The 12,240-nt window shown below is 64.2% G+C and carries 7 protein-coding genes; 4 read left to right on the top strand and 3 right to left on the bottom strand.

From position 1 onward, the window contains the following. Positions 1-24: 24 nt before the first annotated feature. Together KHO27_RS07925 and KHO27_RS07930 are read right to left on the bottom strand one after the other, a co-directional pair. Positions 25-2,430, bottom strand: a complete 2,406-nt coding sequence (locus KHO27_RS07925) for a glucose/quinate/shikimate family membrane-bound PQQ-dependent dehydrogenase (protein ID WP_214501568.1) — start codon at positions 2,428-2,430, stop codon at positions 25-27. A 147-nt stretch (positions 2,431-2,577) separates the two neighbouring features. Beyond that, positions 2,578-3,171: a TetR/AcrR family transcriptional regulator gene (locus tag KHO27_RS07930; protein ID WP_110699444.1), complete on the bottom strand. Its 594-nt coding sequence runs from the start codon at positions 3,169-3,171 to the stop codon at positions 2,578-2,580. A 104-nt stretch (positions 3,172-3,275) separates the two neighbouring features. Here KHO27_RS07930 and KHO27_RS07935 point away from each other — a divergent pair, with 104 nt between their 5' ends. Continuing rightward, positions 3,276-4,643 (top strand): MATE family efflux transporter, encoded by a 1,368-nt coding sequence (locus KHO27_RS07935; RefSeq protein ID WP_158539550.1) that lies wholly within the window; start codon positions 3,276-3,278, stop codon positions 4,641-4,643. Here the strand turns inward: KHO27_RS07935 and KHO27_RS07940 are convergent. After that, positions 4,634-4,963, bottom strand: a complete 330-nt coding sequence (locus KHO27_RS07940) for a cupin domain-containing protein (RefSeq protein WP_110699440.1) — start codon at positions 4,961-4,963, stop codon at positions 4,634-4,636. The two genes, KHO27_RS07935 and KHO27_RS07940, sit on opposite strands and share 10 nt — an antisense overlap. A gap of 76 nt (positions 4,964-5,039) precedes the next feature. Here KHO27_RS07940 and KHO27_RS07945 point away from each other — a divergent pair, with 76 nt between their 5' ends. The 3 genes from KHO27_RS07945 (at position 5,040) to KHO27_RS07955 (ending at position 12,130) form a co-directional block, all read left to right on the top strand. Next, positions 5,040-5,939 carry a LysR family transcriptional regulator gene (locus KHO27_RS07945; RefSeq protein WP_214501569.1) on the top strand — a complete coding sequence of 300 codons (900 nt, stop codon included), beginning with the start codon at positions 5,040-5,042 and terminating at the stop codon, positions 5,937-5,939. 107 nt (positions 5,940-6,046) lie between these two features. After that, positions 6,047-7,246 (top strand): MFS transporter, encoded by a 1,200-nt coding sequence (locus KHO27_RS07950; RefSeq protein ID WP_214501570.1) that lies wholly within the window; start codon positions 6,047-6,049, stop codon positions 7,244-7,246. Between the two features lie 108 nt (positions 7,247-7,354). Then, complete coding sequence (locus KHO27_RS07955) at positions 7,355-12,130, top strand: RHS repeat domain-containing protein (protein ID WP_214501571.1); 4,776 nt, start codon at positions 7,355-7,357, stop codon at positions 12,128-12,130. The last annotated feature ends 110 nt before the right edge of the window (positions 12,131-12,240 follow it).

Here is a 12,240-nt window from a genome sequence, read left to right on the forward strand (position 1 = left end):
TGCCGGCGATACAGGCGACGCGATTCATGGCAATGCGTACGCCATCACATAGTCGCCGCGGTCGGTCGACTGGCGCGCACCGCCGGCAGTGACCACCACGTACTGCTTGCCGGTCCTGGGCGACACATAGGTCATCGGGCCGCCCTGGCTGCCGACCGGCAGGCGGGCTTTCCAGATCTCGCTGCCGTTGCTGCTGTCGTAGGCGCGCAGGTAGAAATCCTGGGTGCCGGCGATGAACACCAGGCCTCCCTGGGTGGACAGGGTGCCGCCGAGCGTGGGCAGGCCGATCTTGATCGGCAGGTGCATGCGGATGCCCAGGGGGCCGGTGTCCTCGACGGTGCCCACCGGCACCTGCCAGGCGACCTGGCGGGTCTTCATGTCGATGGCGGTCAGGGTACCGAACGGCGGTGCCTGGCACGGGATGCCAGCCACCGACAGGAAGCGGTTCTTGTTCACCGCATACGGGGTGCCCTTGAGCGGCACCGCGCCCATGCCGGTGTTCAGTGCTTCGCCACCGGCGGCGGCATCACCCTTGTTCTGCGACGGGATCATCTGGATCCACAGGCCCAGGCGCATGTCGTTGATGAAGATGAAACCATGCACCGGGTCGGTGGAAATGCTGCCCCAGTTCATCCCGCCCAGCGAGCCCGGGAAGCTCAGCGACAGGTCGGTGCCGGGCGCGGTGTAGAGGCCGTCGTAGCGCATCTTCTTGAAGTCGATGCGGCACAGCAGCTGGTCATAGGGCGTGGCGCCCCACATGTCCGACTCGGTCAGGGTCTGCGCGCCGATCTGCGGCATGCCTACCGATTTCGGCTGGGTTGGCGAGTATGGCTCGTTGGGGATGTTGCTTGGCTTGACCGGCACTTCATCGACCTGCGTGAGCGGCTTGCCGGTGGCGCGGTCGAGCACGTAGATCTGCCCGGCCTTGGTGCCGATCACCACGGCCGGCACGCTGCTGCCGTCATCCTTGGTGAAGTCGATCAGGCTTGGCTGCATCGGCAGGTCGAAGTCCCAGAGGTCGTTGTGCACGGTCTGGTAGACCCACTTCTGGTTGCCGGTGGTGGCGTCCAGGGCCAGCACCGAGGCGCCGTAGGTGTGGTCAAGCCTGCTGCGCTCCACGCCGTAGATATCGGTGGACGAGGAGCCCATCGGCAAGAACACGGTGTTCATCGCCGGATCGTACGACATCGGCGCCCAGCTGTTGGGAGTGCTGCGCACGTAGGTGCCGTCGCCTTGCGGGGCAGCGCGGTCTTCCGGGTTGCCGGGGTCGAAGGCCCAGCGCTGGGCCCCGCTGATCACGTCGAAGCCACGGATGACGCCGCCGGGCATGTCGGTCTGCACGTTGTCGGCCACGCGCCCGCCGACCACCACGGTAGTACCGGCCATCAGCGGTGCCGAGGACAGCTGGTAGTAGGAATCCGGGACATCGCCCAGGCCGGCCTTGAGGTCGACCTGGCCGTTTTCGCCGAAGCCCTGGCAGAACGCGCCGGTGTCGGCGTCGACGGCGATCAGGCGGCCATCGATGGTGTTGGTCAGCAGGCGGCGCTGGCAGTTGGCGCCGGCCGGCACGCTGGCCAGAGTGATCAGTGAACTGTTCGGCTGGCTCGGTTGGGCGATCGGCGTGGTGGCGTCGAAGTAGGCCATGCCACGGCAACGCTGCCAGACCTTGGACTGGGCGTTAATGGCGTTCTTCCACAGCTGCTTGCCGGTGTCGGCGTCCAGCGCGATCAGGTTGTTGTGCGGGGTGCAGATGAACACCTTGTCGCCGACCTGCAGCGGGGTGAGCTGGTCTTCGGCGCCATTGCCGTCGCTGAGGGCGACGTCGCCGGTGTGGTAGGTCCAGGCGACCTTGAGCTTGTCGACGTTGCCGCGGTTGATCTGGTCCAGGGCGGCGAAACGGCTGCCGCCTTCGGTGTTGCCGTAGTGGGCCCAGTCCTTCTGTTGCTGGCCGGGCTCCACCGGGGTCAGGCCCGGGCCGTTGCCGGTGGGGGCGACGCTGGGGTGGGCAACGAACATGTTGCCGGCGGCGATCGCCAGGGCCACGGCCAGCACGCCGGCGATGCCATAGGCACCGCGCGCCTTGTGGCGCACCAGTAGCGGGTAAACCAGCGCGACCACCAGGCCGATGGCGGCGAACATGAACAGGCGCGAGAACAGCGGCCAGAACACCAATCCGCTGTCGGCCACGGCCCAGATCGCGGTGCCGGCGAGGAACAGGGCGTACAGCCAGGCGCCGGCGGGTTTGCCTCGGGCGATGAGCAGGCCGGCGAGGGCCATGGCCAGGCCGCCGGTCAGGAAGTACCAGGAACCGCCCAGGCCGGCCAGCTTGAGGCCGCCGGCGGCCAGGAGCAGGCCGAGCAGGGCGATGACAACGCCCAGGCCGACCAGGATGAAGGTTGAGGCGCCACGGGCGCGGGGTGAGTCTTTCATGCCAGGGATCTCGCAGGTGGAATACCGGCAGTTTAATCCCTTAGCAAGCTAATTAACAATTTAGTACATTTTAAGTCGGGACCGATTGTCGCAGGTCGAGCAGCCGATTCATCTCCCGCTCCCGCGCAGCCACGCGCCAAAATGAACTCAGGCCTGCAACCCTTCCATCAGGCAGCGCAACGCCCCTTTCACGCGCTCGGCGGCCGCCTGCGGATCGTCCTGGGCAATCACCCAGATACCGCTGTCGCCCATGGCGCCGTTGAGCAGGTGGGCCATGGCCACGGCATCGAACGCGCGCAGCCTGCCGGCCTGCTGCAACTCGACCAGGCCCTGGGCCATGGGACCGATGTAGCTGGCCTCTTCCATCTCGCGCAGGCGCGGGCCGAGCACGCCGGGGGCATCCTGCAACAGGATGCGCCGCAGCGCCGGTTCATGCAGCAGGTCGTAGTAGTACAGGCAGGTGTCGATATAGCCCTCCCACGGATCGGCGTGGGTGGCGTAGCGGGCATCGATGGCCTGGTTGATCTCGTCGAGCAGGTGTTGCACCACGGCGGTGAACAGCCCGGCCTTGCCGCCGAAGTGGTGGTGCAGGGCGCCGCGGGTGAGGTCGGCTTCAGCGCACAGGTCGTCCATCACCACGGCGGCAAAGCCTTTTTCGGCGAACTGGCGACGGGCAACGGCGATCAGCCGTTCGGTGGTGTCGGCGCTCATGGCGGCGCGGCTGCGGCGTGGGGTGGGCATTGAGGCTCCGATGAAAAAAGACGATGGATGCAAATTAGCATACGTTGCGTATGTCAATAAATGGCATTAGCATACGCGGCGTATGTCAATTGGAGGTTGTCACCGTGTCTGCCCTCGTTTCGCGTAAACCCACTGCCTGGCTGGGCGAGCTGCCGGGCCTGCTGCGCCTGGCACTGCCGCTGGTGCTGGGCCTGTCGGCGGCCGAGCTGATCAGCCTGACCGACACCGTGCTGCTGGCCTCGCTGGGCACGCTGGTGCTGGCCTGTGTCGCGCTGACCAGCAGTGCCGGGCTGATTTTCCATGCCGGGCTGTACGGCATGCTCGCCACCCTCAGCGTGCGCGTCGGCCACGCCTTCGGCGCCGATGATCCGGGCGAGGTGGCACGCACGCTGCGTGGCGGCCTCGGCTATGGGTTGCTGGTCGGCATCCTCGGCTGCCTGGCCATGCTGGCCACGTTGCCGCTGGTGCAATGGCTGGGCGTGCCGCTGCCGGATGTGGCCCTGCTGACGCCGTACTGGCAGGCCATGGCGGTGTTCCTGATTCCGTACTGCCTGGCGGTGGTGTTCAAGGACGTGCTGGAGGCCATCGGCCGGCCTTGGGTGGCCGTGCTGCTGGTGATGAGCGCAGTGCTGTTCAACCTGCCGCTGAGCTATGGCCTGATCCATGGACATTTCGGCTTGCCGGCGCTGGGGTTGCTGGGTGCGGGCATCGCCGGGGTGATCGCCGAGTCGCTGGCGGTGCTGCTGGCCCTGGCCTATTGGCGGATGGCGCCGTCGTTGGCGCGCTATCGCCAGGCGCCACAGGGGCCGCGTTTGTCCTGGCGCACGCTGCTTGGCGAGGGCTGGCCACTGGGGTTGGGCTACCTGGCCGAGGCCGGCGCGGTGGTGATCGCGGCATGGATGCTTGGCTGGCTGGGCAATGCCGCGTTGGCCGCCAACCAGGTGGTGCAGTCGATCGGCGCGCTGCTGTACATGCTGCCGCTGGGCATGGCCGCGGCGGTGAGCATTCGCATCAGCCAGGCCCAGGGCCGCGGCGAGACGGCGCGCATCCGCGCCATCGGCAGCGCCACCTTCGCCAGCGTCACCGCCTGGATGCTGGTGGCCACCGTGCTGCTGGCGCTGTTCGGGCGGCGCATCGCCGAGGCCATGAGCGACGACCCGCAGGTCATCGCCATCGCCGTGCCGATGTTCGTGGTGGTCGCGGCGATGCAGGTGGCCGACGGCCTGCAATCCACCGCGCTGGGCGCCTTGCGTGGCCTGCAGGACTACCGCTGGCCGGTGGGGGTGACCTTGGTCAGCTACTGGTTGCTGGCGCTGCCGATGAGCTACTGGCTGGCCTTCCATTCCGCGCTGGGCCCGGTGGGTGTGTGGGTGGGCTTCGCCTGTGGCCTGGCGGTGTCGGCGGTGCTGCTGCCGTGGCGTTTCTATCGGCTGCAGGCAAGGCCGCTCACCGCGGCGCTGGTTCAGCCCTGATAGAAAACCGCCAGCCACACCGTGGCCACGCCGGGCTCGGTCCACTCCACGCGGTGGCGGCAGCGGGGCGGGATGTCCAGGTGGTCGCCTGCGCGCAGCACGCGGGTGTGCGTCTCGTGCTCCAGGCGCAGCCCGGCGCTGCCGCTGAGCACGACCACCCATTCGCCCTCGGCCTGGTCGTACCAGAACCCCTCAGGGCTGGCCTGGCCGCTGGAGACGATGCGTTCGATGCGCAAGCCCGGCCGCCGCAGCAGTTCGGTGAATTGCTCATCGGCCTCGGGGGTCAGCGGTGGCAGGGCGGTGAACAGGTTGTCTGGCATGGGACGGCTCACGGGTGGTTGATTGCAGAGGGGCAATTGTAGGAAGGTTTCGGCTTTTGCCCCACGGAAAACCACGATGGACAAGCTGCTGGCGATCAAGGTGTTCATGGCCACCGCCGAGACCGGGGGTTTTTCCGCCGCCGCGCGCAGGCTGGGGGTGGCGACGTCTTCGGTGACCCGCCAGGTCGATGCCCTCGAACAGGCGCTCGGGGCCAGCCTGCTCAACCGCTCCACACGCCAGGTCAGCCTGACCGAGGCCGGCACCAGCTACTACCAGCGCGCCCGCGAGATCCTCGAGGCGTTGGCCGAAGCCGACGCCAGCGTCGCCGACCGTGGCGAGGAGCCGGTGGGGGTGCTGCGCCTGTGTCTGCCGGTGGAGTTCGGCCGGCGGGTGATTGCCCCGCACCTGGGGGCGTTTCTCGCCCTTCACCCGGCCCTGGAGCTGGACATCGACCTCAGCGACCGTTTCGACGACCTGCTCGACGGGCGCTACGACTTGGCCATCCGCCTGGGCGAACCGGCGCCCGGCGATGAACTGGTGTGCCGGCCGCTGGGCCGCTTCGAGCGTTGGCTGGTGGCAAGCCCCGCGTACCTGCGTCAGCACCCGCCGCTCGGCGAACCGCGACAACTGGCCGATCACGCCTGCCTGCGTTTTCGTTACGGCCAGTCGGCGCGGCCCTGGCGCCTGAGCCAGGGCGAGCAATGCCTGGAACTGGATATCAGCGGCCCGCTGCGCAGCGCCAATGCCGACCTGTTGCGCGAGGCGGCGATCGCTGGCAGTGGGGTGGCGTTGCTGGCCGACTGGCTGGTGCGCGAGGATGTCGAGGCCGGGCGCCTGCAACGGCTGTTCGCCGACTGGACGGTGAGTCCGGGCAATGCCAACGCCAGCATCAACGCCCTGTACCTGCCCAATCACCGTGGTTCGCGACGGGTGATGGCGTTCGTCGCCTTCTGTGAGGGGCTGCTGGCAGGCTGAGGCGTTGCGTGTCGCGCAAAGGCCTGTTGCGCAGGTGATGGATTCTCCCCGGGGCGAATGTCCGTCACCCTTCGCGCACATCCTTTCGCAAGCCGAGGTACCCTCGAATGAATCCCTCCCTCGCCGTCGCCCAGCCGGCGGCCCCAGGCCTGAGTCGCGCCCTGGTGATGCTGCTGGCGTTCTGCTGCGGCGCCATCGTCGCCAACATCTACTATGCCCAACCCATCGTCGGCCTGATCGCCCCGGAGGTTGGCCTGTCCACCGAGCGGGCCGGCCTGATCGTGTCCCTGACCCAGATCGGCTACGCCCTGGGCCTGTTGTTCCTGGTGCCGCTGGCCGACCTGCTGGAGAACCGCCGGCTGATGGTCGCCACGGCGGTGCTGGCCGCCGGCAGCCTGTTGCTGGCTGGCACCAGCGGCCATGGGCAGGGCGAGGTGTTCCTGCTGTACGCGTTGCTGATCGGCTTCAGTTCGGTGGCGGTGCAGATGCTGATACCGCTGGCGGCGCATCTGGCGCCGGAGCGCGAGCGTGGCAGGGTGGTCGGCAACATCATGGGTGGGTTGCTGCTGGGGATCCTCCTGGCGCGTCCACTGGCAAGCCTGGTGGCGGACCATTTCGGCTGGCGTGCGGTGTTCGTCGGTGCCGCCGGGTTGATGCTGGCGATCATCCTGCTGCTGGCGTCGACCCTGCCGCGCCGCGTCCCCGAGCACAAGGCCAGCTATGCCGGGTTGATGGCCTCTTTGCTGGTGCTGTTGCGCCGTTATCCGGTGTTGCGCCAGCGGGCGTTGTACCAGGCGCTGATGTTCGCGGCGTTCAGCCTGTACTGGACGGCGGTGCCGCTGGCGCTGGCCGCTGAACATGGCCTGTCGCAGAGCCAGATTGCCCTGTTTGCCCTGGTCGGGGCGGTGGGCGCGGTGGCGGCGCCGTTGGCCGGGCGGTTGGCCGATACCGGACATGGACGGCGCGCTTCGTTGCTGGCGCTGAGCCTGGCGCCGCTGGCGTTGCTCGGCGGCCTGAGTACCGCGGGCATGAGCGTGATCGGCCTGGGGCTGACCGGGGTGCTGCTGGATTTTGCCGTGCAGATGAACCTGGTCATCGGCCAGCGCGAGGTGTACGCGCTGGATCCGGCCAGCCGTGGCCGCTTGAATGCCCTGTACATGACCAGCATCTTCCTCGGCGGCGCCGTGGGCTCGGCGCTGGCCAGCGGGGTGTATGCGCAGTTCGGCTGGCATGGGGTGGCGCTGTTGGGGGCTGTGTTGCCGGCCGTGGCACTGATGCTGTTCGTGGTGAGGGCGCAGCGGGCCTGAGGGCGACCACTTCAAGCCATCCCGACCTAATAATTTTGTCAGTAGCCGAGGCGTTCCTGCCGTAGCACGCTGTGGCGACACCAACCATGCAGGGCACGGAGGCTTACCATGAGCAGCACCAGCAGCGTTGTCCACCATCCATTCGGGGTGGATCCATGCGATCAGCAGAACCACGCGATTTTCAATGCCACCACGCAGAAGTGCAATGCCGTGGACCCGCGCACGGGGTTGTTCGAAGCCTACGTGCCCTTGCCCTCGATTGTGGGCCGCAACGGTGAAGGCCCTGTGGTGGACATGAGCCTGTTCTATTCACCCTTGGTCAACAACCATGCCGGTCTGGGGGATGGCTGGTCGTTTGCCTTTACCTGTTATCGGGAAGAACAGCAGCAATTGACGCTGCATTCGGGGGAGGTGCTGAGGGTTGAGAAAGGCAAGGACCTCGAGGCGCATGGTGTAAAGGTGGAATGGGACGAAGATAACCCGCTTGTAACAGTGAGGCGCCCAGATGGTCGGAAAGATTCGCTAGAGCAAGTAGGAAACAGCAAAGTATGGATGCCCCAGAGCATAAGCTCTCCCACTGCCGATGTAGAGCTGACGTGGCAGCAACAAGCTCTCGAACCGTCGGTAAAGAAAAAATACGCCGAATTGCTTCAAGGTACTCTGGAAAAGAAAGCACTTGGAGCCAGTTACATTCGCCTTGCGCAGATCTCGGACGGTAGCCGTACGTTGGTCGAGCTTACTTATACCGATACCGAGGTCACGCTGGCCTATTGGCCGGATGAGGCCAGCGAGCATGTGAGCTTCACACTGACCCTGGCGGACTATGCCTTGAAACGGGTCGACGCCCCCGACGGCAGTGCTTGTGAATTCAAATATCAAGAGCATGCCCAATGTGGTCGCCTGCTCAACGAACTCACGACATTCGAAGGAGTGAAGGAGGCGGTGGCCTACAAGGATAACGGGCTGACGTTCAAAGATAACCCCAAACTGTCGGCATTGCCCTGTGTCAGCCAGCACACTCTTACTCCCCGAGGTGGGATGAGCCAACCTATTGTGACGACCTATGATTATAAGCGGGACAACGCCAGTGATGGCCAGTACTCAACCACTACCTCTCAGGGAAACGGCGCGTGCAAGACTGTGTATTACTACAATAAATCCCATGAGCGAGTAAAGGAGACGACCAGCGAGGGCGCATGTGAGATAACGAAGGAGTATTCAAATTCGAATGCGAAGACAGCAATCAAGGTTTCATATTCGAATGCGAGTACAGGGTGTCGAAGCATCAGCGATGAAAGTGTTTTTGGAGCGGGTCGCTTGTTGAGAAAGACTACTCCTGATGATAGTCGATTGTTTAAGGTGGCAAGTAGTAGTTCGGAGTTGGATAGTTATTGTAAGCATATGGGGTTTAAGGTCGAGCACTCCGATTTAAATGTCAAAGGCGGTCCTGAAGAGGTAGTGCTTGAGAAAATGTATGCTTCACGCCTGCGCGCGGACCTATTTGCGTGGGCTAAGTTAACCGTTGAATCGAAAATTGCTTATCGGGGTCCGTTATTAACGATTGTTGTGATGAGCTTTTCCACTGGGCAAGTGGCGAAGATACGGGAACTCAGAACGTACGATAGAGATACAGGTAGGCTAGCGGAGGTATCTCACGATTATCAAGATGCTGAGGGCCAGTGGGTACCTATCAGCAAAAAAGAACTTTATGTTGAGGTAGACGAGCTTGAGCGGCTTGCCGGTACGCGGGACGCGGAGAGCGAAACAACCAGCGTTCTCAGTGGCCGCCTGATTGAGCAGACGGATGTACAGGGCAACCAGACCACCTATGACTATGACGATTATGGCCGCCTGGAGACCCTCACGCGCTGCGCCCAAAGTGATACGTTCAAGCAAGTGACCACCTACAGCTACCCCAGTGTCGGGCGCCTGGAGATCACCGAGCCCGATGGCCGGCAGCGGGCCACCGAGGACGATGGCCTGGGCAACCTGATCGCCGAGTACGTGCGCGAGGATGTCAAGAAACCCTGGCGCCAGACGCTGAAAGTCGAATACGACAACCGTGGCCGCAAGAGCAAGACCATTCGCTACGACTACCTGGCCGACGGCACCCAGGTCAGCGAGTGGTGCGAGCTGAAGTACGATGGTTGGAACCAGGAATGCCAGCAAACCTACAGCACCGGTCAGCAGGTGTTCAACCAGTATGACCCGGTGGCGCATACCCGCACCGAGTGGAGCGGCCGGGCGACGGACAAGCAGCGCAAGGTCACCACCTACAACGATGACAACACCGTGGCCAGCATCGTCTGGACGGATGCGCAGGGCAAACAGTGCCAGCAAGAAACACTGACCTACACCCACGCCGCACAGGTAGAAACCCGCACGATCGAGGGTGAAGGCAGTTGGCGGTGCACCACCTACACCTATGATGCTGGCGGGCGCATGCTCAAGCAGGCCCATGATGAGCGGACCAGCGTCGATGCCAAAGAAAAAACCACCTACGCCTACAGCTACAAGTACCCCGCCAACTGGCTGATGACCGAGCCCACCAAGATCAGCCTGGATGGCCAGGCGCTTGGCGAGCGCGAGTTCGACAGCTTGGGTCGGGTGAAGTGTTTGAGCCGCGGCGATATCAGCGAAACCTACAAGTACGCAGGCTTCAACAGCGTGCCGGAGTCACGCACGGGGGCCGACGGTGTCACGCTGGCGTTCGAGTATTTCCCCGAGCTGGGCAACCAGGTCAAGAGCGTGACCGGCAAAAGCGCCGATGACAAGCAGCTGGGCAAGCAGACGTTCACCTATGCCCATGGCAGTAGCAGCCAAGCCACGGCGAGCGAGGGTGGGCAGGTGATCACTTTCGATCATCAACGCAATCAATGGACCAAGCAGCAGGCCAAACTGAGCGCCAAGGCCAGTACCACGGTAAGCCGCAGCGTTTCCGAAGGGGGGCGTCTGCTGTCTGAAACCGACGCGGCCGGTAACAAGAGCGTGTTCAGCTACAACGGCAAAGGGCAGCGCAACAAGGTGGTCAGTGGCGACACCACGACCCAACATACCTATGACGAGCGTGGGCGCCGGGATACCGATACGATCACTGTTGGCAACGACAAGGTCACAGTAACGTACGCCTTCGACAGCAGCGGCGCGGAAACGCAGCGGCAATTTACCCTGGACAAGGCCTTCGACCTGAGCATCAAGCGTAAGTACAGTGGCGAAGGGCGCCTGAAATTCATCGAGCTCTACGACGAGCAGGCCAAGAAAACCCTGGGCTCGCACACCTACAGCTATACCGTGGGCGGCGCCGTGGAAACCTGCAGTTCGACCGGTGTCTGGCAACCGAAGACACCCAAGGGCACGGCGATCAGCAAGCAGGCGTTCACCTATGACAACCTGGGCAACGTGAAAACCTGCATCAGCACCTTTGACAAGCAGAGCTGTACTTCCACCTATTCCTACGACAGCGCCAAGGGCTATCGGCTGCAGAAGGTCGAGCATAGCCATGCCGACTACAAGCCCGCCGTGACGATCGTGTACGACGCGGCCGGCCGCGTGACCAAGGACGCAGCCGGCAAGACCTACGCCTACGACTGGCTGGGGCGGCTGGTGCAGTCCGGCTCGCGGCACTACACCTACGACCCGTTGAACCGCTTGGCCAGCAGTGCCGACAAAGAGGGCGCCACGCCGCACCAGTTGATCCACGAAGGCTACCGTGTGCGCGGCGAGTACCCGGTGGGCGAGCACAAGGACCAGCGTATCGTGCTGCCGGGCAGCAGTGCCTGCCTGGTACAGAAAAACAAGGCCGGCACCAGCGAGCGCACGTTGCTCAACTTGTGCGATGAGGATGGCAGCGTGCTGGTCAGCTTCGACGTGGTATCGCGCAAGCCGGTGCACCACGCCTACAGCGCCTATGGCGCGCACAGCTCGGACGAGCAGGGTGCCCTGCACGGCTACAACGGTGAATACCGCGAGGCCGAGGGCGACCAGTATCCTTTGGGAAGTGGCTATCGTTGGTACGCGCCGCAACTCATGCAGTTCCAGGCCCAGGATGGTGCCAGCCCGTTCGGCGAGGGCGGGCCGAACGCCTATGGCTACTGCGACGGCGATCCGGTGAACCACACCGACCCGACCGGGCAGTGGAAGTTGCGACGCTCCCACTGGGACTATACGGCCTGCGAACCGGCACCGATGAGTTTGGGCAAGCACGGCACGCTGGTCAGCGCGATCATCTTCGGTGGGATCACGGTGCTTTCGGCGGTGATGACCGGCGGTACCTCGCTGATGATCCAAGCGGCGCTGGTGGGCCTGGCGGTGGTCTCGGCGGCGACTGCCGTTGCCGGGGCGATCGTTGCCGAAAGCGACCCCGAAGCGTCGCGGATCCTGGGTTGGGTGTCGTTGGGCGCGGGCCTGGTAGGCGGAGTGGCGCAGCTGGGTAAGAAGCTTGCCAGGCTCACCGTGCAACTGGCGCGTTCGGGCACGCAGGTCGTGCGGCAATTGCTGCAAAAAGGAGCTAATGCCTTGCGCAGTCTCCGGCAAGGGCCTGGCCGGCTGCCGAAAAATGTGGTCAAACCGGTGCCTGGCGCGTTGCGTAGCATCGCCAAGGAGTCGTTGGGCGAACTGCGCATCGGGACATTCGATGGCTTGCGCCCGAACATACGGACCGATTACACCGGGGCCCTGAAGGGCATCGTCAAGGAAGACGGCCCATTGAAACTGGCCTTCAAGGCGCTGGACTTGGGCGATGTGAACACGACTGCCTACGCAGTAACGGGCGTATTGGGTAACACCGGAGCGGATGGGGAGGACGTGGCACACCGGGCCGACTCGTGGATGAACAACTTCACCGCCTTGCCTTGGGGTAATTGGTTGAGTCTGTTCAAGAAATGATAGCCATGGGACGCATGGCATGGCGGTTTGCCGGTAAAAGGGCTGCGGCGCAGCCCTTTTTCTGCCTTGACGTATCGTAGGGGGCGTTGTCCAGGTGGTTGCCGGTGTTC

This window comes from Pseudomonas sp. RC3H12, assembly GCF_018596375.1.
In the GTDB taxonomy this organism is placed as follows: domain Bacteria; phylum Pseudomonadota; class Gammaproteobacteria; order Pseudomonadales; family Pseudomonadaceae; genus Aquipseudomonas.